Source organism: Helicobacter ganmani, from assembly GCF_003364315.1.
GTDB classification, from domain to species: domain Bacteria; phylum Campylobacterota; class Campylobacteria; order Campylobacterales; family Helicobacteraceae; genus Helicobacter_D; species Helicobacter_D ganmani.
Map to the genome: position 1 here is coordinate 204,582 of NZ_NXLS01000001.1, position 25,379 is coordinate 229,960.

Annotated in this window: 19 protein-coding genes; 11 read left to right on the forward strand and 8 right to left on the reverse strand. The window is 36.5% G+C overall.

Features of this window, described 5'->3' with window-relative positions; translation table 11 throughout:
* Positions 1 to 6 precede the first annotated feature (6 nt).
* The 7 genes from fliF (at position 7) to CQA43_RS01035 (ending at position 9,269) form a co-directional block, all read left to right on the forward strand.
* A complete protein-coding gene (fliF, locus tag CQA43_RS01005; protein ID WP_115550753.1) occupies positions 7 to 1,725 on the forward strand; it encodes a flagellar basal-body MS-ring/collar protein FliF in 1,719 nt (572 codons plus the stop codon).
* Positions 1,725 to 2,759, forward strand: a complete 1,035-nt coding sequence (gene fliG / locus CQA43_RS01010) for a flagellar motor switch protein FliG (RefSeq protein WP_115550754.1) — start codon at positions 1,725 to 1,727, stop codon at positions 2,757 to 2,759. Before fliF ends, fliG begins: the two co-directional genes overlap by 1 nt.
* Complete coding sequence (gene fliH / locus CQA43_RS01015) at positions 2,752 to 3,585, forward strand: flagellar assembly protein FliH (protein ID WP_115550755.1); 834 nt, start codon at positions 2,752 to 2,754, stop codon at positions 3,583 to 3,585. Before fliG ends, fliH begins: the two co-directional genes overlap by 8 nt.
* On the forward strand, positions 3,585 to 5,447 hold the full coding sequence (dxs, locus tag CQA43_RS01020; RefSeq protein WP_115550756.1) for a 1-deoxy-D-xylulose-5-phosphate synthase: 1,863 nt from the start codon (positions 3,585 to 3,587) through the stop codon (positions 5,445 to 5,447). The genes fliH and dxs overlap by 1 nt, the downstream gene beginning before the upstream one ends.
* Before the next feature lie 9 nt (positions 5,448 to 5,456).
* Positions 5,457 to 6,206, forward strand: a complete 750-nt coding sequence (locus CQA43_RS01025; protein WP_115550757.1) for an MlaA family lipoprotein — start codon at positions 5,457 to 5,459, stop codon at positions 6,204 to 6,206.
* Between the two features lie 104 nt (positions 6,207 to 6,310).
* Positions 6,311 to 6,853, forward strand: coding sequence for an MlaC/ttg2D family ABC transporter substrate-binding protein (locus CQA43_RS01030; RefSeq protein ID WP_115550932.1), 543 nt, complete (start codon positions 6,311 to 6,313; stop codon positions 6,851 to 6,853).
* The gene (locus tag CQA43_RS01035) at positions 6,834 to 9,269 is read left to right on the forward strand and encodes an efflux RND transporter permease subunit (protein ID WP_245944175.1); all 2,436 of its coding nucleotides are present in this window, start codon (positions 6,834 to 6,836) and stop codon (positions 9,267 to 9,269) included. The genes CQA43_RS01030 and CQA43_RS01035 overlap by 20 nt, the downstream gene beginning before the upstream one ends.
* Before the next feature lie 38 nt (positions 9,270 to 9,307).
* On the opposite strand, the gene recJ is transcribed toward CQA43_RS01035, so the two are convergent.
* The 3 genes from recJ to CQA43_RS01050 form a co-directional block, all read right to left on the reverse strand.
* Positions 9,308 to 10,891, reverse strand: a complete 1,584-nt coding sequence (recJ, locus tag CQA43_RS01040) for a single-stranded-DNA-specific exonuclease RecJ (protein ID WP_245944176.1) — start codon at positions 10,889 to 10,891, stop codon at positions 9,308 to 9,310.
* Positions 10,888 to 12,537, reverse strand: coding sequence for a CTP synthase (locus tag CQA43_RS01045; RefSeq protein ID WP_115550758.1), 1,650 nt, complete (start codon positions 12,535 to 12,537; stop codon positions 10,888 to 10,890). Before CQA43_RS01045 ends, recJ begins: the two co-directional genes overlap by 4 nt.
* 87 nt (positions 12,538 to 12,624) lie before the next feature.
* Positions 12,625 to 12,981 carry a winged helix-turn-helix transcriptional regulator gene (locus CQA43_RS01050; RefSeq protein ID WP_115550759.1) on the reverse strand — a complete coding sequence of 119 codons (357 nt, stop codon included), beginning with the start codon at positions 12,979 to 12,981 and terminating at the stop codon, positions 12,625 to 12,627.
* A 148-nt stretch (positions 12,982 to 13,129) separates the two neighbouring features.
* Here CQA43_RS01050 and CQA43_RS01055 point away from each other — a divergent pair, with 148 nt between their 5' ends.
* Positions 13,130 to 13,717 (forward strand): NAD(P)H-dependent oxidoreductase, encoded by a 588-nt coding sequence (locus tag CQA43_RS01055; protein WP_115550760.1) that lies wholly within the window; start codon positions 13,130 to 13,132, stop codon positions 13,715 to 13,717.
* Positions 13,718 to 13,849: 132 nt separating this feature from the next.
* Complete coding sequence (locus tag CQA43_RS01060; RefSeq protein WP_181881585.1) at positions 13,850 to 14,212, forward strand: nuclear transport factor 2 family protein; 363 nt, start codon at positions 13,850 to 13,852, stop codon at positions 14,210 to 14,212.
* A 65-nt stretch (positions 14,213 to 14,277) separates the two neighbouring features.
* Here the strand turns inward: CQA43_RS01060 and CQA43_RS09380 are convergent, their stop codons facing one another.
* The 5 genes from CQA43_RS09380 to guaA all read right to left on the reverse strand — a co-directional run bounded on the left by CQA43_RS09380 (position 14,278) and on the right by guaA (position 21,559).
* Positions 14,278 to 14,451 (reverse strand): ClbS/DfsB family four-helix bundle protein, encoded by a 174-nt coding sequence (locus CQA43_RS09380; RefSeq protein ID WP_147290074.1) that lies wholly within the window; start codon positions 14,449 to 14,451, stop codon positions 14,278 to 14,280.
* Between the two features lie 46 nt (positions 14,452 to 14,497).
* Positions 14,498 to 15,316 carry a hypothetical protein gene (locus CQA43_RS01065; RefSeq protein ID WP_115550762.1) on the reverse strand — a complete coding sequence of 273 codons (819 nt, stop codon included), beginning with the start codon at positions 15,314 to 15,316 and terminating at the stop codon, positions 14,498 to 14,500.
* A gap of 66 nt (positions 15,317 to 15,382) precedes the next feature.
* Positions 15,383 to 16,270: a CfrBI family restriction endonuclease gene (locus tag CQA43_RS01070; protein WP_115550763.1), complete on the reverse strand. Its 888-nt coding sequence runs from the start codon at positions 16,268 to 16,270 to the stop codon at positions 15,383 to 15,385.
* A complete protein-coding gene (locus CQA43_RS01075) occupies positions 16,260 to 17,414 on the reverse strand; it encodes a DNA-methyltransferase (RefSeq protein WP_115550764.1) in 1,155 nt (384 codons plus the stop codon). The genes CQA43_RS01070 and CQA43_RS01075 overlap by 11 nt, the downstream gene beginning before the upstream one ends.
* A 2-nt stretch (positions 17,415 to 17,416) precedes the next feature.
* Positions 17,417 to 21,559 carry a glutamine-hydrolyzing GMP synthase gene (gene guaA / locus CQA43_RS09625; protein ID WP_245944177.1) on the reverse strand — a complete coding sequence of 1,381 codons (4,143 nt, stop codon included), beginning with the start codon at positions 21,557 to 21,559 and terminating at the stop codon, positions 17,417 to 17,419.
* Positions 21,560 to 21,746: 187 nt separating this feature from the next.
* Between guaA and CQA43_RS01105 the strand changes: the two genes are divergently transcribed.
* Together CQA43_RS01105 and CQA43_RS01110 are read left to right on the forward strand one after the other, a co-directional pair.
* Positions 21,747 to 23,993 carry an McrB family protein gene (locus CQA43_RS01105; RefSeq protein WP_115550765.1) on the forward strand — a complete coding sequence of 749 codons (2,247 nt, stop codon included), beginning with the start codon at positions 21,747 to 21,749 and terminating at the stop codon, positions 23,991 to 23,993.
* A complete protein-coding gene (locus tag CQA43_RS01110; protein WP_115550766.1) occupies positions 23,990 to 25,366 on the forward strand; it encodes an McrC family protein in 1,377 nt (458 codons plus the stop codon). Before CQA43_RS01105 ends, CQA43_RS01110 begins: the two co-directional genes overlap by 4 nt.
* Positions 25,367 to 25,379 lie beyond the last annotated feature (13 nt).

Consider the following 25,379-nt stretch of genomic DNA (forward strand, 5'->3'; position numbering starts at 1 on the left):
TAAGCATTGGACTTAAAAGCATTATTTGAACAGATTAGAAATCTCTACAAAAAACTTAATAAAAAACAAAAAATCGTTATTCTAGCAACTATTGTTGCTGTAGTTGGCTTTATTGCTGCTCTTGTTGTTTGGAATTCTACCAATAAAGCGGGAGTATTATATCCGGGATATGCGGTATTGTTTGAAGGTGTAAGCCCAGAAGATGGCGCACTGATTGTCCAACAACTCCAGCAAGACAGAATCCCTTACAAAATCCCAAAAGACAATACGATTCTAATTCCTCAAGAGTTTGTTTATGAACAGAGAATGAAATTAGCAAGCAATGGAATCCCAAAAAGTAGCAAAATTGGATTTGAAATTTTTGATACCAAAGATTTTGGAGCAACAGATTTTGACCAACGCATTAAATATTTACGCGCATTGGAGGGAGAATTATCACGCACGATTGAAAGTCTTGCACCAATCCAAAAAGCAACCGTGCATTTAGCACAGCCAGAAAAGACCGTGTTTGTTAGCGAGCAAACACCGCCTACGGCATCTGTTGTCCTTGCTTTTAAGCCTGCCCAAAGTTTAACACCTAAACAGATTTCAGGAATCAAAAACATCGTCTCCTCTGCGATTCCAAATTTAACTATTGAAAATGTTGAAGTCGTAAATGAAAAGGGAGAGCCGCTAAGCGAATTAGATGAGCTAGGAGGAGCAAGGGAACTTGCTGCAGCGCAACTGCGTTACAAAACCAACTTTGAACAAACTCTAGAAGAAAAAATTGTCAATATTCTAGCTCCCATTACGGGTGGAAGAGAAGGCGTAGTAGCAAAGGTTACAGCAGAATTTGACTTCGCTCAAAAAGAAAGCACACAAGAATATTACGACCCCAATAATGTTGTGCGCAGCATTCAAGACTTAGAAGAAAAACGCGAAGGATTCCGACCAAAAGAGATTGGGGGGGTGCCGGGAGTAGTGAGCAACATTGGACCTGTGCAAGGATTGGAAGACGATGACACGAAAGAAAAATATGAGAAAACCCAAAACACCACTAACTTTGAAATCAGTAAGACGATTTCCAACATCAAAGGAGAATTTGCCACGATTCGCAGACTTTCTGCTGCTGTTGTTGTAGATGGTAAATACTCCAAACAATTAGACGAAGAGGGTGTGGAAAAATTAGAATACACTGCTTTAAACGATGAGGAAATGGAACAGATTTCAGCTCTTGTGCGTCAAGCTATTGGTTATAATCAACAAAGAGGTGATGAAGTTTCCGTCAGCAATTTTCAATTAAACGGGCAATTATCCGGATTCAAAGCACGTACACCTTTAGAAAGATTCCTAGAAACTGCATCTGCGCTTCTAGCACCTTTTATGCCTCTGCTAAAATACGCTATCGTGGGCTTGATTCTATTTTTCTTTTACAAAAAAGTCATTGTGCCTTTCAGTGAGCGTATGCTTGAAGCAAGAGCAGATGAGGAAGAAGAGCTTGAATCTCTTATCAAAATTGATGAAGATGAAGAAGAAAATAGTGACAGACTTAACGAAGTGCGGCGCAGAATTGAAGACCAACTTGGCTTTGGTAGCGGAAATGAAGATGAGATTAAATACAATGTTTTATTAGAAAAAATCAAGGAAATTGCGATGGAAAAACCAGCCGAACTTGCAAATCTTTTTCAAACCTTAGTGCATGATGAACTTGGGCTTGATAATATGGGTGGGGGAGGAAAACACTAATGCCTTCTATTACATTAAGTCCGCGACAACAAGCACAATACGATGAATTTTCAATGGCGGAGAAAATCGCAATTTTACTTGTGCAATTAGGTGATGAAATCACGGGTGAGATTTTTTCAAATTTAGATTTGGATTCCATTACTGAAGTTTCTAAATATATTGCGCAAAATTCAGGGATAGACAAGGCACTTGGTGGAGCAGTTTTAGAGGAATTTTATGCTATTTTTCAATCCAATCAATACATCTCCACAGGCGGTTTTGAATACGCCAAAGAATTGCTTTATCGCACATTGGGACCAGAAGCGGCAAAAAAGGTTTTGGACAAGCTTGCCAAATCTATGCAATCTTCCCAAAACTTTGCTTACCTTTCGCGTGTGCGCCCACAACAATTATCTGATTTCATTATTCACGAACACCCGCAAACTATTGCCCTTATCCTAGCACATATGGACCCAACCAATGCGGCGGAAACATTAAACTTTTTCTCCGATGATTTGCGTGCAGAAATTGCGATTCGTATGGCAAACTTAGGCGATATTTCCCCCAATGTCGTTAAGCGCGTTTCTACCGTATTGGAAAACAAACTAGAATCGCTCACAAGCTACAAAGTAGAAGTGGGTGGAATCCGTGCGGTTGCAGAGGTTTTCAACCGCTTAGGGCAAAAGGCAGCTAAAGCAACAATTGCTTATATTGAGCAGATTGACGACCAATTAGCTGCTGCAATTAAAGAAATGATGTTTACTTTTGAAGATATTGAAAAGCTAGACAATAATGCGATTCGTGAGATTCTTAAAATCATTGACAAAAAAGACCTTATTTTGGCTCTTAAGGCTTCTCCAGAAGAGTTAAAGCAAAAATTTATGTCCAATATGTCCCAAAGGGCAGGAGAGCAATTTTTAGAGGAAATGCAATTTTTGGGCGCAGTAAAAGTCAAAGATGTAGAGGCGGCTCAACGTAGAATCGTAGAAACAGTCCAATCGCTTTCAGAGCAAGGCATAATCCAAATCGGCGAACAAGAGGATACCATTGAATAATATTAACGAACATGAAAATATCATTACAGAAGCACACAAAGAGAGGCATGATATTAAAAAATATAATTTTAGAAATATGGAAATTTCTAAAAAATCAGAAAAACAAGCACAATCCAATGAAGAACCACAAGCAGTTGAGACTCCCCAGCCCACTATGCAAGTTGTAGAAACACCTAAACCAACAGAACCAAGCATTGATGCACCTGCGCTAAAGCTTTTTGAAACCGAAGTAATTGATAAAATCCTGCAAAAAAGCGACCAGCTAGCACAATCTTTGCAAAAATTACAAGAACAATTTGACAAACAAGAAAAAGAAATTAACGAAAGGGTAAATGCAGCCAAAACAGAAGCCAAAGAACAAGGTATCAATGAGGGTTATCAACAAGCCAAACAAGAACTAGAAACACAAATTAATAGCCAAAAAGAGCTTTATGCTTTAAGCATAAAACGCATTGATAGCAATATTGCAGAATCCAAAAACCATATTCTAAGCCTAGAAAAAGAGCTAAGCTCTATTGCACTAGATATTGCCAAAGAAGTGATTGCCGCAGAAATTAGCACCAATAGTGCAAAAATTGCTTCCTCTTTAGCACGTACACTTTTGCAAGATTTATCACAAAACACACAAGTAACCCTAAAAGTCTTTCCCGGTGATTTAGAAGATATCAAAGAATCCCTTAAGGATTTGAATTATGTTATATTAGAAGCCGACCAAGCAATTGCTAAAGGAGGTATTGTGATTTTAAGCAGTGAGGGAAATATTGATGGGGATATTTTCACACGTTTTGAAACCTTAAAAAAATCCATTTTGGAGAATAAACTATAATGCCTTTAGATTCTAAATACTTAGAGATTTTGCGTCAAGAGGAATTTGACGAAGAAGATTTTGTCTCCCTAAATCATCTTGCTCAAAAAGTGCGTAACAGAATCTTAGAGGTTGTTTCTAAAAATGGCGGACATTTAAGCTCCACTTTGGGTGCAGTTGAACTCATCATTGGTATGCATTGTGTTTTTGATAATCCAAGAGACCCTTTCATCTTTGATGTAAGCCATCAAGCCTATACACACAAACTCCTAACAGGACGTTGGGATTCCTTTGAAACTTTGCGCCAAAAAGGCGGCATTAGTGGTTTTACTAAGCCAAGTGAAAGCAATCAAGATTATTTTATTGCTGGACATAGCTCTACCTCTATCTCTTTAGGAGTAGGAGTTGCTAAAGCCTTTTGCCTCAAAGGAGCAAGCAATATTCCTGTTGTTTTAATCGGTGATGGCGCAATGAGTGCAGGGCTAGCCTATGAAGCACTTAACGAGCTTGGTGACCGCAAATATCCTATGGTAATTATTTTGAATGACAACGAAATGAGTATCGCAAAACCCATTGGAGCAATCAGCAAATATCTTTCACAAACAATTGCAGGAAAATTCACCCAAAACATCAAAAATAAAATCGGAAATATTATCAATAATATGCCCAATGCCACTTATCTTGCTAAACGATTTGAAGAGTCTATCAAGTTAATCACCCCCGGAATGCTTTTTGAGGAGCTTGGATTGGACTATATCGGACCTATTAATGGGCATAACCTCAAAGAAATTATTGAAGCCTTGCGTCTTGCTAAAAGCATTCAAAAACCTATCGTTGTGCATGCTCAAACCCTCAAAGGCAAAGGTTATCCAATTGCGGAAGGACACTTGGAACAATGGCACGGTGTCAGCCCATTTGATAGACAAAATGGCATAGCATTAGCCAAAAATAGTAGAAAATCCCCAACACAAATCTTTTCTCAAACTTTGCTAGAAATTGCCAAAGAAGATTCCAAAGTCGTTGGAATCACTGCAGCAATGCCTAGTGGCACAGGGCTTGATTTGCTCATCAAAACCTTTCCAGAACGTTTTTGGGATGTTGCTATAGCCGAACAACACGCAACAACACAAGCAAGTTCGCTTGCCAAAGAAGGCTTTAAACCTTTTGTCGTGATTTATTCTACCTTTTTGCAACGTGCATTTGACCAAATCATTCACGATGTCGGCATTATGCAAATGCCTGTAAAATTTGCCATTGACCGCGCAGGAATCGTGGGAGAAGACGGAGAAACACATCAAGGTGTTTTTGATATTGCTTATTTGAATATGATTCCACATTTTGTGCTTTTTGCTCCTAGAGACCAAGCAACTTTAGAATCTGCCGTGCATTTTGCACATCATTTTTCAAACGCACCTTGCGCCTTTAGATACCCAAGAAAATCTTTTAAGCTAGATGAAAATCTTTTTGCACCTACGCCTTTTGCGCTAGGAAAACTAGAGATTCTTAGAAATTCTCAAAGTGAAATTTTACTACTTGGTTATGGCAATGGCGTGGGACGAGCTTATGAATGTTTATTGGAATTAGAAAAACAAAATATTCTTTGTAGCCTTGTAGATTTGCGATTTGTTAAGCCATTGGATAAAGAAACATTGCTCACTCTTAGCAAAAATCATAAAAAATGGTTTATCTTTAGCGATAGTGCAAAAATTGGTGGTGTGGGACAAATTTTAAGTGCTTTCGCTCAAGAAAATAATTTGCAAATAAAAATTCATTCGTTTGAGTTTGAAGATGATTTTATCGCACACGGCAAAGCAGAAGAAATAGAAGAGCAGTTGGGATTAGACACATCTCATCTTACACAACAAATCTTGCAACATATATAAGGAAGTTTTATGCACAAATTGCTTTTAGTTTTTCTCTTGGGATTGTTTGTCTATGCGCAAGATTCCATAGAAAAGGAATCCCTGCAACCCACACAAAAAGAGGAATTTTTAAATGACTTTGAAAACGAATATAAACAACAAACTCCTGTCAAAGACCCGCTTATACGTTATAATCGCTTGATGCACAATATAAATTGGGGGATTTATGATTATGTGATTAGCCCTACATTAGACGCTTATAATTATGCTATGCCACTTGGTTTTAGACTTGGAATTTATAACTTTTTTGACAATCTCGCCTCGCCTTTGCGATTCCTTGCCTCTTTGCTTGCTGGAGAGCCAAAAGTCGCAATGGACGAACTTGGACGCTTCGCTCTTAATTCTACTGCTGGAATCTTAGGAATCTTTGATATTGCCTCACAAAATGGCTTGTATTCCCATCACAATGATTTTGGTATTACTCTTGGCAAATGGGGAATGGGAAGCGAATTTCATCTTGTTTTGCCACTTCTTGGACCTAGCAACTTTCGCGATACATTAACCCTACCGCTTAATGCCCTAGCCTACCCCACAAACTATATTCAACCTAGCGAACTTGCAATCGGTGCCGGTGTGCTAGAAGTAGCCAACTACTCCGCAAGACATAAGGCGACTTTAGATTCTCTCTATCAAGACTCCTTAGATAGCTATCTTTTGTTTCGTGATTCTTATGAACAAAGACGTAACGAACTTATCTTAGAAAATAAAGGAAATAAATGACAATTTCAAAAACTTTTTATAGAATCTTATTTGCTTTCAGCCTTTTGTTTGGAGTTTTTAATGCTTTGGCTTTTGGATTGGAATTATCCCAAATACAAAGCACAATGACGCAAAATATACAAAAAACACTAGAAATTTTGCAAAAAAACACCACAAAAAATCCCAAAGATTCTGCAATCTCCTCTACGCAAGTAGAAAACATTGCAAAAGAAATTTTTATAATGTTTGATTCTATTTTTGATTACAATCTTATGGCGCAACTTTCCCTCTCCAAAGATTACAAGACACTAACCAAAATTCAACAAGAGGAATACACGCAAGCTTTTGAACAGAATCTCAAAAGGAGTTTCACCGATAAATTAAGACTTTACAAAGACGAAAAACTAGAAGTGCTTGGCGGAGAACAACCCAAAAACAATCGCTATAACTTAAAAACTTCTATGGTTTTAGATGGCAAACTCAATTATGTTATCTTTAAATTTTACGAAAAAGAGGGAGATTGGAAAATTTATGATGTAGATATTTTGGGCATTAGCGTGATTCAAACTTATCGTTCCCAATTTAGCGATATTCTAGCACATAGTGATTTCCAAACCTTGCTTGCCAAACTCAAAAGTGAAATTACCTTTGAATCCCCAAAACAATAATTTGTTTTTGCGATTCTACCGCGCAATTTTAAATGCTCCAAAACTTACACTCACCTTTTGTGCGATAATTTTTTTTGTTTTTGGCTTTTTCGCACTTAAATTACCCATTGATGCAAGTTCGGATAGTTTGATACTAGAAAATGACAAAGATTTTAAAACTTACGATTCTATTATCAAAAATTACACTACACAAGATTTTCTTATTTTGGCTTTAAGTCCAAAAAAAGGAGATGTTTTTCATCACGACTTCTTGACAACCCTGCAAAACCTTACCAACGATTTAAAACAGATTCCACAAATAGATGGAATCTTGAGCATTCTCAATGCACCCTTGCTTAAAAGTGCGCCGAATTTGGAGCTGCAAGAATCCCTCAAGGCGAATCTTACCCTGCTTTCTGCGCAAACAGATTTTGAATTAGCAAAACAAGAACTCCTCCACCACCCCTTTTATACGCAAAATCTCATTTCCAAAGACCTTAAAACAGCGGGAATTTTAATCTATCTCAAAAACAATACGCGCTTAGAACAATTAAGAGAGCTTAAAAATACCGAAACAAACGAATCCCAAAAGCAAGAAATCCAAAAACTCATTGAGCAAGAAAAAGGGAAAGTTCAAACACAAAATGACGTAACCATTACGATGCTCAAAAATCTGCAAAACAAATATGAGGGCTTGCAAATTGGTGGAATCACACTGATTGCTAGTGATATGATTGCCTATGTGAAATCCGACCTCATCACCTATGGGACAAGCCTTAGCGTGATTTTGGCTTTGATGCTTTGGGTATTTTTTGGACATTTGCGATTCGTTTTTTTGACGCTTCTTATTTGTCTTTTTACCCTCGTAGTCAGCAGTGGAATCTTTGCCGCATTTGGGTTTAAAATTACGGTAGTTTCCTCTAATTATGTTTCTTTGTTGCTCATTATCAATGTTTCTTTGGTTGTGCATTTAATCGTAGCCTATTTAGAGTTTTATTCCAAATTTCCTAAAGCTTCGCAAAAAAATCTCCTCTATGCGACGCTTTTAACTAAACAAATGCCAAGTTTTTTTGCAGCTTTTACAACAATGATTGGCTTTCTTAGCCTTATTTATTCCAATATTTTACCCATTATCCATTTGGGTATTGTGATGAGTCTTGGTGTGAGCGTTGCACTGCTCTTTACCTTTGTGCTATTTGCAAGCGTTTCAGCTCTCTTAGATAAGCCAAAACATACCACAAAACTTTCTACAAGACAGCAAAGATTCTTAGAATTTTGTGCCAATCTAGCAATCCGCAAGTCAAAAATGATTTATTTCTTTGCGATTCTTTGCGTTGCCTTCAGTCTTTATGGAATCCAAAACCTAAAAGTTGAAAACAGCTTTGTAAATTACTTTAAAGATTCTAGCCAAATCAAACAAGGCTTACTCAAAATTGATAAAGATTTGGGTGGCACGGTGCCTTTGGAGATTCTCCTTACCTTTCCAAACAAAGTAACACAATCCTCAATAGACGATGAATTTGAAGCAGAATTTAACTCACTAGAATCGCAAGACACTTATTGGTTTGATAGCCAAAAACTAAGATTAGCCAAAATCGTGCATAACTACTTAGAGGACAATCCTTATGCTGGCTCTGTTTTAAGCTTGCATAGTTTGGTACGCCTAATAGGCAATCTAGGAATTAACGCCGATGATTGGACGATTGCATTTCTCTATAAAAATGCACGGGACACTCTTAAAGCGCAAATTTTCACGCCTTATGCAAATTTAGAGCAAAATCAATTACGTTTTGTTCTGCGCACTTTTGATTCCAATCCCACCCTAAAGCGCAATGACTTTATTATTCAAATCCGCAAAGATTTAGAATCCTTGCTACAAAATGAAAAAGTGCAAGTGCAAGTCAATGGTGTAATGGTTTTGTATAATAACTTACTCCAAAACCTTATTTCCTCGCAGGTGGATACTTTGAGCTTTGTGATTGGAATTATCTTCCTAGTTTTTTTGTGGATTTTTAGAAATCTCAAGCTTGCCATTATTGCGCTTTTAACTAATATTCTTCCTTTGAGCGCAATTTTTGGAATCTTAGGCATTAGTGGGATTCCATTAGACCTTATGGGGGTTACGATTGCCGCAATCTCCCTTGGGATTGGCGTAGATGATGTAATTCATTACATTCATCGCTTTAAGGCAGAAATCAAGAATCATTCCCTCCAAGACGCGATTTTGGAATCTCACGATTCTATTGGAAGTGCAATGTATTACACGACTTTCATTATTGTGGTGGGTTTTTGTGCGATGATGAGCAGTAATTTTATCCCTACAATTTATTTTGGATTCCTCACCACCCTTGTAATGTTGCTTATGTTACTTAGCGCACTTCTCTTACTTCCTGCCCTACTCAATAGTTTTTGCAAAATAAGCGCATTACGATTCTAATAAATTCTAATTTCAATTTTCTCACAAAGGGTTAAAAATTACAAAAACTCATAATGCTCAAGATTTAAAACTACATCTTGATTATATTTATCCCATTGCAACGAATAAATACAGCCGATTTTCTGCCCTACATTTTCTCGCAAATCCTTAAAAAACGCCAAGCCATTATGCCTTGCTCCATTCTCTTGCAATTTCACATTACTATGTCCTGCACCAAAATAACGCACATCAACAATCTGCGCTTCTGTATAGAATCTAGGCAAAAGATTGTCTTGCCCAAAAGGCTCAAAATCCTGAATCATTCTAAACAAATCCTTTCGGACTAAATCCAAAGGTAATCTACCTAGCACTTCTTTAAAGCGCGTTTCTTGCATAGGAATGCCCTGCTGATACTGAAACTTCATTAATTGCATTCTAAAGCTTTCTAAATTTTCCAGTCTTAAGCTCAATCCCGCTGCACCAATATGTCCGCCAAAAGCTACCAGATATTCCTTATTGGCTTCTAAAACCTGCATACAATCCACGCTCACAGAGCGCATACTGCCTTTTAAGATTCCGTCTTTTAAAGTCAAAACAATACTAGGCTTCAAAAAATCCTCACTTAATCGCGCAGCAATAATGCCAATAATCCCTTCGTGCCAAGATTCTTTAAATACCAAAACAAAAGGCAACTCTTGAGAGTTTTTTTGCGCAAGAAACATTTCTTTTGCCTCTTCGTAAATTGTATTTTGCAAGCTTTTGCGCTTAGCATTTAAATCTAACAATTTTTTAAGATATTGTTTGGATTCTGAAAACTTATCTGTAACTAAAAAACGATAAGACAAAAGAGCGTGCTCCATTCTACCCGCACAATTCAGCAAGGGTGCAATATAATAGCTAATTAATTGCGCGTCCAAATTGTATTTTGAAAAATGTTCCCTCAAGTGAATCAATGCAATTCTTTGACTTTGACGCAAGACTTCTAAGCCCTTTTTAAGCAACACGCGATTGATTCCACGCAATGGCATCACATCGCTTACAATCGCAAGTGCCAACAAATCCAAAAATTCTACCATCTGCACTTTTAACTTCATTTCATCTTTTAGCGCAGCGCATAAATACCACGCCACACACGCGCCGCAGATTTCAGGCTCTGGAAAATCATTAGAGAGTTTAGGATTGCAAATCAATGCCTCCGGTAATTCCTCTTGTGGCGTATGATGGTCTGTAATAATGAGCTCAATCCCCCTTTCTTGACAGATTTTTGCTGCCTCTATTGCATTGATTCCATTATCCACGGTAATAATCATATCGCAATCTAGTCGCGCAATAATCGTTGAAGACAATCCATAGCCATCTGAAAAACGATTAGGAATCTCAATCTCTATTTTGTAATGCAGTTTTTTAAAAAATTCATAAAGAATTGCGCAAGATACCACGCCATCTACATCATAATCCCCCACAACAACAATTTTTTGATTTTGGTGGATTGCTTGTGCAATCTTTTTCGCAATTTCCGATAAATTTTTGAGCTTTTGGGGTAAAGGTAAATCCTTTAAACTCATAATCGTATCGTCTCGGAAACGTTCGGATAGTTTTGAGTGGATTGCTTCTTTGGTTAGCAAATCTAAATGTGGAATCAAAGAGGATCTTTAAGAGCGTATTTTAAGGATTGTTTAATAAATTCTAAAATTACCAAATTGGGTGCTTGCAAGCGGGAAGTAAATTCTGGGTGGAATTGCACCGCAACAAACCAAGTATGTTCTTTTAGCTCAATTGCTTCAATTAAGCCTTTGCTCTCGCCGCTTACAATCATACCTTGCGATTCTAGCTTAGAGCGATAATTGGGATTTGCCTCATAACGATGTCTGTGTCGCTCTTTGACTATCTTTTGTCCTCCATAAGCAGCTTGCAATTTACTGCCCTCTTTTGTATGACATTCGTATTCTCCCAAGCGCATTGTGCCTCCCATAGGCGAAGTATGTGTGCGAATCTGCTCCCTGCCTTGCTGGTCAATGAAGTTCTCAATCAAATAGATTGCAGGCTCTTTTGTATTTGGGTTAAATTCCATAGAATCCGCATCGCTAATCCCAAGCACATTGCGACAAAACTCCAAAATCGCCAATTGCATTCCCAAGCAAATCCCAAGAAATGGAATCTGATGGATTCGCGCAAACTCTATGGCTTTCATCTTTCCGACAATCCCTCTTTCACCAAAACCACCGGGCACAAGGATTCCATTCACATATTTAAGACTATTAAGAGCCTCCTCGCTTTTCTCTAGCTCCTCACTATCAATCCATTGAATATTCACTTTTGTATCTAGATTCGCTCCCGCGTGAATTAACGCCTCCGTGAGTGATTTGTAGGATTCTTTCAAAGTTAAATATTTCCCTACAAATGCGATAGTTACTTCATTTTGTGGTGCTAAAATTTGCTTAACAAGCAAATCCCATTCTTTCATATCAGGCTTAAATTCAGGCAACTTTAAAAATCTAGCAATAGGCACTAGCATTCCCTCTTTGAGAAAATTCAGTGGCATTTGATAAATGCTTTTAGCATCTTGTGCCATAATCACGCAATCATAATCTACATCACAACTCATAGAAAGCTTATTTTTTAATTCTTTTGGAATCTCCTTTTCTGTGCGTGCAATAATAATTTGTGGCGTGATTCCGATTCTGCGCAACTCTTGCACGCTATGCTGTGTCGGCTTTGTCTTTAACTCACCTGCCGCACGAATTAATGGAATCAAAGTTACATGCAAACTAATCACGCGTTCGATTCCATATTCGTGCTTCATTTCACGCATTGCTTCTAAGAAAGGTAAGCCTTCAATATCCCCAACGGTGCCACCTAACTCAACAACGAGAATCTCTTTTCCCTCACCCGCTAATCGGATTCTATGTTTAATCTCATCTACAATATGAGGAATCACTTGAATCGTTTTTCCCAAATATCCACCCTTGCGCTCTCTATCAATCACGCTTAAATAAACTTGCCCTGTTGTAAAATTGTTTTTAGAAGAAAAATTCATATTCAAGAATCTTTCATAATGTCCGATGTCCAAATCTGTTTCCGCACCATCTTGGGTTACAAAAACCTCTCCGTGTTCTAGCGGACTCATTGTTCCGGGATCTACATTGATATAAGGGTCAATCTTTAAGATTCCAACTTCAAAACCAGAATTTTTAAGCAAAGTTGCAATGGAAGACGATGTGATTCCTTTGCCTAACGAACTTAAGACGCCACCGGTTACAAAGATATATTTTGTTTCAAATTTGGACATTACAAACCTCTAAAAATTAAAATGTTATTATACTTTTAAGCAAGTTAATTTTTGCTTTTTACAGGCATTCGCAAAGAACTTTCCGCTTTAAGTTGAACGAATTTCTCTATTTTTCTTGCCCCATTCACACATAGAATCCAAAATAGGAATCAATGTCTCCCCTCTTGCAGAGAGGCGATACTCTACCTTTGGTGGAATCTGTGGATATTCTTTGCGTTCTATTAATTTATCTCGTTCAAGCTCTTTAAGCGCATTGGTTAATGTTTTAAACGAAACTCCCTGCAAATAACGTTTCATCTCATTATATCGCACAACCTCAAAACGAAAAAGACAATACAGAATACTCATTTTATATTTCCCCGCAATCAGTGAAAGAGTATAGGCAAAGGGTGAATCTTTTAAGCATAAATCGTGTGAAAGTTGTGTAGGACAAGTGTTTTGCATTTTTATTCCTAAATTTTTTAAGAAATTATACTCTCTTTTTAGTGAGTATCATACTTTAATTTTCGTATTGCACTTATTTAAAGTTTAATTTATAATTCTTAAGAATTTTTGCGCAAGATTCTTAAATAAAATTTTAAAAGGAGTAAAAATGCAAACGATTCTGCTACTGAATGGCGGTAAGGCTTTTTGTGAATCCGGCGGCAAACTTAGCGCGGCTTTGCAAGAAGTGGCAAAAGAGACTTTAGAATCTTTAGGCTTGAATGTGATAGAAACACACATTGATAAAGGTTACGATGAAACCCAAGAAGCTCAAAAGATTCTAAGCTCTGATGTTTTAATTTGGCAATTTCCGGGCTGGTGGATGGGCGAACCTTGGATTGTTAAAGAATACATTGACAAAGTCTTTATGGCAGGAGCTAAGACAGGTCAATTTTTAATAGGAGATGGACGCCACAGAGACAATCCAAACAAAAACTATGGCACAGGCGGCTTACTAAAAAGAAAAAAATATCTGTTTAGCACGACTTGGAATGCTCCGCTCAACGCATTTGAAGATAAAAACGAATTTTTTGGAGGAATCGGCATAGACGGAGTAAATTTGCATTTACATAAAGCACACGAATTTGTAGGAATGTCTGCATTACCTAGCTTTACTTGCTATGATGTAGTAAAGAATCCTAAAGCAGAACAATATATTGCAGATTATAGGGCACATTTGCGCAAAGTCTTGGGATAAATCCAAATGAGCAAATGTAAGAATCTCAAACGCAGAGGCTTTTTAAAAACTTCCGTAAAAATTGCGGGTGTATTGGCTTTTGGAAGCACACCAAATTGCTTTGCAAGTTATAATAAAATTAAAGGAGAAAAAATGACAAAAATTAGTGAATACGAAGCGATTATCCAAGTGATACAAACCTACCTAGAAGGCTCAAATCAAGGCAAAAGTGAAATTGTTAAACAAGCCTTTGCCAAAGATGCCATTATGCAAGGCACAAACAAAGATGGTAGCCTAGTGAGTGGAAGTATAGAGAATCTCTACAAAGTGCTTGATGAAAGTGGAGAGGCAAAAGACACAAAATCTCGCATTGATGTGCTTTATGTTGATGAGAGTATCGCGAGTGTTCGGGTGATAATAGAAAATTGGCATGGATTAAACTTCACAGATTTACACCAGCTTTTTAAGAGCAATGGCAAATGGAAAATCGTCGCAAAGGCGTATCATACATATTAGACAATCTTGAGCAAGATTTAAGCGTGAGCCAAAGAATTGCAGGTTCTTGAAGCTCACAAAATTTATCAATTGACTTCAAACAAATCTCTTTGTTTTAAATATTTCTTCATCAGCTTTATTGCCCAATTATAATGGCTAGAATCACGCTCATTATAATCAAACAATGCAAGTTGCATTTCGTTAGACATAGAATCAATCAACACAAAGAGTTGTTCAAAGTTTGCTTGGCTTTGGTGCAATAAGTCGGTTTTGGCAGTTGGGCGGAGATTAATACTCCTTTATCGCTTAAACTATAATTTGATTATCTAAAGTAGCCATATAATCTTTATATTTTTTAATCAATTCTGTTTCAATTTTTAAAAGTTTATATAATTGAACATATGGAACCATCATATTTGAATCTAATTCTCCTCTTTGTAACTTTCCAAGCCAATCATGTGATGGATCTTTTATATATTTCATAGCTATATCGATCATTTTTTCTTTACCAAAATAAGCTGTCATATTCCCCAATATTGCTCCTCTCATGTCGTATTCAATTGATTTTTTTACAAATTCCATAATGATTCTCTCTAGTTCTTTGTTATATTTAAAGTCAATATTTTGAATCATGTCAATCATATAATTTCGTAATATTTCTTCTATTTCATAAAACGATTCTATTGATGATTTAGATATTCCTTCGCACAGATATAATGAACATTTATATAAATCGCACATATCTTCAAACTCAAATTGAGACGATAACCTCAATGGATTAATTTCATTTCTTCTTTCTATTGGTGTAATCACACAATTAAAATACATTAAATATCTTATAATTAAAACATGTATGAACCTGTTATATCTTTTTATTTTTAAGTTTTCTTCCCTATGATCCTCTTTCTCATTTTGTCTATCTATAAAATGCTGAACGAACGAAATAGTTATGATAATTCCAAGTAAATTGGTTGCTAAACTAAAAAGTGTATTGTTTATATTGTTGCTAAAATTTTCATAATCCAAACATATAGCTACCAATAATAGAATAATACTTATCACAAATAACGTAATTGAGACAATTCCCGCTGCACTTTTTATCCATTTTTTCATTTTATTTACCATAAATACCTGCCTTATAGCATTGTTTAGAGACAATTATAGTGCTTTTTGTTTTTTCATTTTCTATTCTTACCCAATTGTGTCGGGTACTTGCTTATGTGGAATCCCTAATTTTTCTAAAATCACCCTAAAGTCCCCTATACAATTTTGATTATTTTTGAGTTCCAAATATTCAATTCCTAAAGACTTCAATTGGTTTTTATTTTGGATACTTAATGTATCTGCTATGAAAATATCAGTATCCCTCGCAATTACAGCATCAGCAGATTCTGGATTACCTTTTCCCATTAGTTTCACTTCAATTCTATATTCTTTACTCTTATTAAAATTATAGAGCTTAAAATCCACCTCTCTATCAAAATCAAGTTCTCCGTTTTTCTTAAAAACTTCACTATTGATAAAATCCTTTTTAACTCCACATTTTTGGCATAATACTAACATTAAAGGCTTCTCAACCCTTTTACCTATACTGCTCCAAGCTCCACCTCTTAAAGCAATTTTCTTTGTTGCTAACGCATTGATAACCAATAAACTCTCATTTAAGTTTAGTTCTACCGAAATTTCCTTATAAGAAATCTTTAAATTAATTCCAATATTTTCACAACTATCTCCTAAAGAATCTAGCAACGATTCTAAATAATCAATATTAGCATTGGCTACATTTAATACAATTTCTTTTGTTGCACTCCCATAAATATTCGCAATAGTCTTTTTATTCATACCCGCAAAAATTGCTGCTTCACTTGGCTCAATATTAACATTATTAATAAAATACGCTTTATACCAATCCAAATTAATGCTCTCATCGTTTAATTTTGCTTCTAAAATTTGCCTGAAAAAATCTAAAGTAAAATCTAAAAACTCTAAATTAATTGCATTGATAACTTCCTCTCTATAATCCTCCCCTTTTAAGAGTTTTTCTATGGTTTTACTGATAACAATGCTATCAAATCTCATCAAATCCCTTTTGTCTTAATTTTTCTACGTAATCTAAATTTTGTTCGCATAAAAGCGGAATCCTACCCATTGTGTTTGCAACCTTTCCAAATGTTCCACTGCCTGCAAAGGGGTCGCATACTACATCGCCCTCAAAAGAATAATATTTCAATACTTTTTGGCAAAGCTCTTCGGGAAAAACCGCAGGGTGATTTTTATCAAATTTTGGTGCAATATACCAACAATTTGTTGAATCTATTTCATCATCATTTTTTAACTTTTTATCATAATCTTTAATGTTTTTATCTAGTAAAAAAGGAGAATTTTTGCGATATATCATAATGCTCTCCGTAATACAATTTGGTTTATAGCTTAGAGGCTTCTTTGTCTGCAAATATCCTGCTATTCGATTTGGCACAGAATATTCAGGTTTTATCCAAATAATTTCATCTATAAAATAAAATCCACTTTCACATAGGATTTTATGGAAATCAAAATGTATCGGATAGCGAATACTCTCAAACTCACGACCAACTCTTTTGGTAATCACAGGGGATACATTGATTAAAATAAATCTACCATCTTCTAAAATGCGATAACACTGCTTTAAGGTTTCTAGCATAGAATCTAAATAATCTTGATAGCTCTTATAATCGCTATACAATCTTGCATTATAATACGGTGGCGAGGTAAAAATGAGTTGGATTTGTTGTTCTTGTATTTTATTGAGTGTAGTGCGATTGTCTCCCATAAGCAGAGATGGCTTAATAATTTGCCTTGTGTGTTTTAAAATTGTCTTTTTTTGTTGCCTAAAAAGATAATACTCAAGCATTTTTTGCATTACTTCATTGTTATAATGCCTTAAGATTTTATCTCTTAAATCTGCAAATCTCGTGTCTTCTTTTGATTTGTAAAGGCACGTGCGGAACATTTGATAAATCACTTCCATATAATGCTTTTTAAAGGATTCTTGTTTTAAAAATTCATAAATTTTATCATTATTTTTTTGCCGACCGATAGAGGAGACTATCTCCCTTTTAATATCAATACTTAATTCCTCTTGCATAAACATATCCAAAAGAATAGCAAAGTTAGAATCTGATTTTTCAAGCCCCAATCTTTTAATAGACTCTATGGTGGGAATAGTAAAAAGTGTTTGTGTCATTGCTACTCCCACTCAATCGTGCCTGGGGGTTTGCTAGTAATATCATACACCACGCGGTTAATGCCCTCTACTTCGTTGATGATTCTATTACTTACGCCCTCTAAAAAATCGTGAGGTAAATGCGCAAAAGTTGCGGTCATTCCATCAATCGCTTCCACCGCACGCACACAAATTGTATTATCATAAGTGCGATTATCGCCCATTACGCCAACGCTTCGCACATTGAGCAGCACACAAAACGCCTGCCATACTTTATCATAATAGCCTTGTTTATGTAGCTCGTCTATAAAGATAGAATCCGCCTCACGCAGCAAATCCAAATCCGCCTTATTCACCTCTCCCATAATGCGTATGGCAAGCCCGGGTCCCGGGAATGGGTGGCGCATTAGCATAGATTCAGGCATTCCTAGCTCTCGCCCTAACGCCCTCACTTCATCTTTAAATAGCTCTCGTAATGGCTCAATCAGCTCAAACTTCATCCATTCAGGCAGCCCGCCGACATTGTGATGCGACTTTATCGTCTTAGAGGGTCCCTTCACGCTCACAGATTCTATCACATCAGGATAAAGTGTGCCTTGCGCGAGGAACTTTATCTCGCCTTTTGTATTATGCTTTTTCGCCTCTTTTTCAAAGACTTCAATGAAGGTCTCGCCGATAATTTTACGCTTAATCTCGGGGTCAATCACACCTTTAAGCCGACTTAAAAATAACTCACTTGCGTCCGCAGTAATCAGCGGCACTTTGAGATTTTCTCTAAACATTTTCTCCACTGCCTCTCTCTCACCCTTGCGCAAAAGTCCGGTATCCACAAACACCGGAATAAGATTCTCCCCAATGGCACGATAAAGCAACGCTGCAACGACACTAGAATCTACCCCCCCACTCACTGCACACAACACTTTACTCGTTGTCTCTTTGGTGATTTTAAGAGAGTTTGCTACTCCACTTCTGTCATTACCCTCAAGGTAACTCCCTCGTGTCGCACCTTCACAACTCTTAAAATCCCTCAAAGATACTGCCGAACCTGAATCTGCACCAGATTCTAAATGGCTTTGCCCTTTAGTGTCGCTAGATTCTGTATGTTGAGAATCCACAATTCTAGTGTTTTGCAAGTGTGGGTTTGTAGCTTTGCCACTGCACGCAGTATAGCTGTGTAAGTTTTTTGGATTTTTTGTAAGGTTAGCGGACTTGGTGTCCATGCCTTGCGAAAAATCCAAAACCTTATCGCATTGCATACCCAAAGACGAATTGCGCTTAAAGCACGAGGTAAGGTGGTCATTTACAATCCCCACCGCCTGCATAAACGCATATACAATCGTGCTGCCTACGAATTTAAATCCACGCTTTTTTAAATCCTTGCTAATTGTATCGGATAATGGCGTAGTAGCGGGCAAATCTGCAATGCTCTCAAAGGTATTGATAATGGGCTTATGATTGACAAAGCCCCAAATATATTTATCAAAGCTCCCAAACTCCCTTTGCACAGCCAAAAATGCCTTAGCATTAGAAATTGCAGATTCTATTTTAGCGCGATTCCTAATAATCCCCTCATTGTGCATTAAAGATTCTATTTTACTTTCATCATAAGTGATGATTTTATGATAATCAAAGTCATCAAACACTGCCCTAAAATGCTCACGCTTTTTAAGGATTGTAATCCAAGAAAGTCCCGCTTGAAAACCCTCTAGCAAAAGGAACTCAAAAAGCTTCTTATCCTCGTGGAGTGGCACACCCCATTCGTTATCGTGATAGTCCTCATAGAGCTTACGCGCCGCCTCGTCCTTATCGGTAGCCCAAGCGCAACGCACCCTCTCACTCGCTCCCTCAAGCCCCAAAGACTTTTGCAAACTCTCACGCGCAATGCTTAGAGGGATAAGTTCGGGTGAAAATGCGCCAGCACTCCCCGCAGGGATAGGCTTTTTTCCTGTTTTTGCAAACCCCAAAGCCTGATAGAATCCTAAAGCCCACTCAAGACTATTAACCTTTATCACTTCAAATGCACCTAAATACCGCATAAATGCCTCTTTGAGCAGTGCCTTGCCCACACCCTTTCTAAAGGCTTTTGGAGCGACAAAAAGCATTGCAATTTCATTTTTTTCTATCTCAATAAAACCTAACCATTCTTCATTTTTTTGCGCTATAAGTAAATTTTTAGATTTTAATATAGCCTCCCGTATTTCCTCTCTCATACCCGCAATTTCATTTTCGCTTAAATCTTTGTGTGTAGCCCTTGCACCTTCCTCCCAGATTTCAACAAGTCTTTGTATGGTTTGTGCTTTGCCAATGTGCTTAAAGGCTTCTTGAATCTGCATAAAACTCATAGGATTTTCACAATGTGCCTTGCCTCCATAGACGATACGGCGCAATTTTTCAATCTCATTTTGCGCGAAATGACGCATATTCCAGCAAGTATTTGCACCGCAAATCCCTACTGCAAAGTTTTGCAACATTTGCCCACCACATTCACTATGCACAACTTCAGGGTGAAACTGCAGGGCATAAATCTTGCGTTTAGAATCCGCAATCGCGCAATAATGCGTATTTCCAGACTTTGCAAGCTCTCTAAATCCTTGCGGGATAGATTCTACCTTGTCCGCGTGGCTCATCCACACGATAGAATCTTGCTTCACGCCTTTAAAAAGTGAGCAAGATTTAAAACCTTGCGTGGCGCTATTTCCTAATTCTTGCCATACTTTTTTTTCAAGCCTAAAGACACAATGGGGTAATTCCTTGCCCTTATAGTTTTTGATGTGTTTCCCTATAAGCTCCATTTCAAGCATTTTTGCTACCTTGATTGAAGCTTTATTATCCTCTTTGATGAGGCAATACACTTCCTCTAATCCTAGAGTTTCAAACCCATATTTTACACACATTCTAGCCACTTCGCTTCCATAGCCTTTGCCCCAAAAATTGCGGTGCAAAAGATAGCCGATTTCTACAATTTTTTGAGTTTTTCCCTTTAGACTTATCTCCGTATGATTTAGCCCCGCATTGCCGATAATTGCGCCGCTTTGCTTCTCTATAATCGCCCAGATTCCAAAGCCATATTGTTGATAATGCGCTAATTGCTTATCCAGCCATTCTTGGCTCTGCTTTTTGCTAAAGCCCTGCCCCCACGCATACATTGTTTCCTTATCGCTCACAGTTTTATGCAATGCCGCAAAATCTGCCTGCGTGTAAGGGCGCAAAAAGACGCGCTCACTCTCGCACACAAAAGCATTTGCCACAGAATCGCTAGTTTCTCTTTCAAGTGCTTTTTTTAATATCGCTTTGCTCACCTTTAAATGCACGATGGGGAAGTCTCTCCCTGCGGAATCTTTTTCGCTCATTCCTACTTTTTCAAAGCCCAAAGACTTATAAAATGCCAAACCTTGCGTATTTTGCTCATTGCAATCTACTAAAATGCAAGGATAGTCTTTCAAATATCGCTCTAATGCTTCTTTGAGTAGTGCTTTGCCTATACCTTTTCTAAAAGCACTTGATGCGACAAAAAGCATTTCAATCTTATTCTTTTCCACACCAACAAAGCCCAAAAAGTCCTTTTTATCTGTCGCAGTGATGATGTTTTGGGAGCTTTGCAATGCCGCTTTGACTTCTAGTCTAATCTCTGCAATGTGTTGCTTAGTTAAAAAAATATGGCTTGCTTGCACAGAATCTTCCCATAAATCAAGCAGGGCTGTGAGCATTTGAGGAAACTTGCGATGAGAAAAAATATCAAAAGAGAGCGTCATCGGTGCTTGTATGCCTTGAGAAGCACCTTGAAATGCGAAACAAGATGAATCTTTAGAATCTTGAGAAGATTCCATAATCTCTAGCACCGCCTTGCCAAATTCTTGCGCGTCCGCCTTGATGACGCGTCCGCCAAAATGTTGGGCAATGAGCTGCATACCATAGCAGATGCCAAGAATGGGAATCCCAAGCGTGAAAATCGCACTATCAGGCTTATAAGCGTCTTTTTCATACACGCTTGCAGGTCCTCCACTTAGGATAATGCCTTTAGGATTTTTGCTCTTAATAGAATCTAGCTTTTCAAAGTAAGGGACAATCTCGGTATAAACGCCATATTCACGCAGTCGCCTTGCGATAAGCTGTGTGTATTGAGAGCCAAAATCTAGCACTAAAATTTGGACATTATTTATATTCATAAAGAATCCTTGATAAAGTAGAGTTGCATTTGTTAATTTTCGGCGCAATCTTAGCTAAAAGTTGCTTATAAGTGCTTTTATTCAAGCTTTGTAGTTGAGATTTGCAAGTCTTTTATCAATTTGTAGTAAATTTTGTTTTTTTGATAAAATATGCGTGGAAATATTTAGAAACGAGAGGGAGTTGCTTATGACAAGTGATGAAAAAATTTTTAAGGAATTTCAAGAGCGTTGGAGTTTGGAGAAAGTTAAAAATATGACTTTGGAGGAATATACAGGACTAGGCGGAACAAATAGAGACGACTTTACTTATTGGATAGAATCTAAACTTGATAAATTAGGGAGTATATGGGGAGGAAGCGGGTTTAAATTTGGTATTTATAAGCGTAATGCAAAGGATATAAAAGAAAATGGGCAAGGCTTCATTTACACAAAAGACTATGCTTGGCTGAAAAAATATGGGGAAACCAAGGACGAAGCTTTTGCTAAAGTTAAATCCTATATTATAAAAATCATAGAATTAAGTCAGCAAAATCAACTTGATAAGATAGACAAAATAGATTTAGGGCATTCATATAAATGGAAAATTGCCTTTCATTATCAGGATATTAAAGATATGAAAATAGTTTGCATATTTAGCGAAAATGTTTTACAAAAAATCGCAAAGGGAGAAAATTTAGGGGAAAAATTAAGCACAGCACAAATTTATGAAAAACTTTTGGGAGACAAAACTTACACCCTTGAAACAGTGATACAAGAAAAATCTATGCCTCTTTGGCAAAAATATCTTAAAGATTCACAAAAAATAGAGGAGAATCAAATGCAAAATAATCCAAATACTCAAGCTCAAAATACAATTCCTCTCAATCAAATCCTCTATGGACCTCCGGGCACAGGTAAGACTTATGAAACCATCAATAAGGCTTTGGAGATTTTAGCTAATGAAAAATACAAAGATTCTTTAGAACTAGAAAAAAGAGATAAAATTTTACAAATCTTAAAGGAATTGGGAGCAGCTCCTAGTAATAAAAAATATAGGCAAGAAGCAAGAGAGAATTTCAACAGTTTTAAAGATAATGGGCAAATCGCCTTTATCACCTTTCACCAAAGCTTCTCTTATGAGGAGTTTGTAGAAGGGATAAAGCCTGTTGTTGATGATTCTTCCAAAAATATGACTTATGAAGTGCAAAATGGAATCTTTAAAGAGATTTGCCAAAGGGCATTAACAAATTATCAAAAACACAAGGAATCTAGCAATGAATCTGAAAATAGACAAGTCAATACTCAAGAACTATTCCAAACTTATGCTTTCTCGCTAAAACAGGTTTTAGATGAGGGGAAAGAACTTGATTTTTATAAAAAAATGAAAATTTACTCCATTAATCTTAAGGAAAATGGGGAGATAAAATCTATAAGTATTGGGACAAGTGCGGAATCAAATTCTATGCAAAGTTTGACTAAAGAAATTATTTTAAGAGATTATCCAAAATTCAAAAGCGGAGATATAAAAAGTTATAAAGATATTAAACCGACTTATGAATCACAATCACAATGGCACGGGAACGCTATTTATTATTTTGAATTATATAAAAAGCTTCAAGAATTTGAAAAGACAGAGTATAAAAAGCAGGATTCTAAGTCTGTGGAAAAAGTCCCACTTAAGCCCTATATCCTCATTATCGATGAGATTAATCGCGGGAATATTAGCAAGATTTTAGGGGAGCTTATCACGCTTATTGAACCAAGCAAAAGAATTGGAAATGATGAGGAGCTAAGGGTAACCCTACCTTATAGCCAAGAGATATTTGGTGTGCCTAGCAATCTCTACATTATCGGCACAATGAATACAGCAGATAGAAGCATTGCTTTACTTGATACTGCGTTGCGTAGGAGATTTGAATTTAGCGAGATGATGCCAGATTGTGAAGTGCTCAAAAGTATTTGGTTAGTGAAAGATACAGAGGATAAAAGAGACAAAGAAAACGATTTGCAAGATACTAATTTGCATATTGATGAATATCAAGTGCTAGAATCTAAAATTTTATTTAATATTCTAAAAACCCTTAATCATCGCATAGAATTTTTGCTTGATAGGGAGCATACGATAGGACACGCATTTTTCTTTGAGAAAGCAAAATACTTTGAAAATAAAGAATATTCTTGGTATGAATTAAGTTTAAATGATTTAAAAACAATTTTTGCTAAAAAGATTATCCCTCTTTTGCAAGAATATTTCTATGAGGATTATGCTAAGATTGACGCAGTGCTTAATGGCAATGGAATGATAAAATCTAAGAGTATGCAGGATTTAAATGTAAGCTTGAGTAATGAGTTTGTAGATAGTGAGAAAAAAATCTATGAAATCGTGCCATTAGAAGATGGGATTTGGGGTAATCCTCAAACTTATATCAAGATATACAAAACCAATCAACAATGAATCATAAAAGTTTATGTATCGCTGAATGGCAAAGCTTTGGGGTAGAGGATATTAAGCGAGTTTTGGAGCAAAAAGATAATCAAACAAATAAAAAACTAGAAAATCAAGCCCGAAAAATCTTTGAGGAATTGGTAGAATTTGCACACACAGAGGGCAATCATATTTTCTTAAAATTTGCAGGCAAAAAGCTAAAGGCACAAAATTATGTCGGACTTATTCAAATTAAAAGCGGCTTTTGCCTAGAGATTTTGCCAAAAACTTTTCATACGACTAAAGAAAGTGAGGGCTTTGCATCTAAGGATATAGAGGATAAACGAAAATCCATAGAATCCGCCAAAGCACTTTTACTCAAAATGCTTCAATCTCTCAAAGATTCTCCTTTTAAACAAAGTCATTTTGCACACTTAAAGTTAGCAAAAATGCCTTTACTTGAAGTGTTTGTTTTAATGTTTTTAGAGGAATTAGAAAAATTAGTGAAAAAGGGGTTAAAAAGCGATTATATTGTGCGTGAGGAAAATCGCAATTTTTTAAAAGGCAAATTGCTTTTAAATGAAAATTTAAAGCTCAATTTCGCCCACAAAGAGAGATTTTTCACAAGCAGTGATGAGTTTAGTGTCAATATTGCCTCAAATCGCATTATCAAAAGCACTTTAGAGCTTTTAAACACACAGAATCTAAGCACAAATACAAGTGCAAAATTAATGCAAATGCGCTTTATCTTTGCAGATATTCCCCCAAGTCAAAGTATAGATAAAGATTTGAGTAAATACCAAAATTTAGGGTATTTTAGGAATTATAAAATCATTTTGCAATGGTGCGAAATCTTTTTAAGGAGCAGGGCTTTTACTCCTTATCGTGCAGATTCCAAAGCTTTTGCTTTACTCTTTGATATGAATAAACTTTTTGAATCCTTTGTTGCAAGCGAAATGAGAAAGTGGCTATGTAGTGCGAAGTTGAGTTATGAAAATAAAGAATTTATGGGACAAATTTTTGGAGAAAACAAAGACTTTTACCTTAAAACCCAAGAAAAGAGCAAATATCTTGCTTTAGAGGGTGATAAAAATAGATTTTTGCTTAACCCCGATATTGTCGGCTACCAAAAGCAAGTTCAAACAGACCAAGCCCTTTTCATTGCCGATACCAAATGGAAGATTCTAAGCCAAGAGAAACAAAATTATGGTATTTCTCAAAGTGATATATATCAAATCTTTGCGTATTTAGCCAAATACCAATGCAAGAGAGGCTTTTTGATTTACCCAAAGATAGAGGATTGCAAGAATATATTAGAAAATTTAAAGCTAATTTTCAAACCAGAAATTCTTAACAAAGAAGCCAATCAAACTACACTCACGCTCTGCTTTTTTAATGTGTAGTTTGTTGAAATTA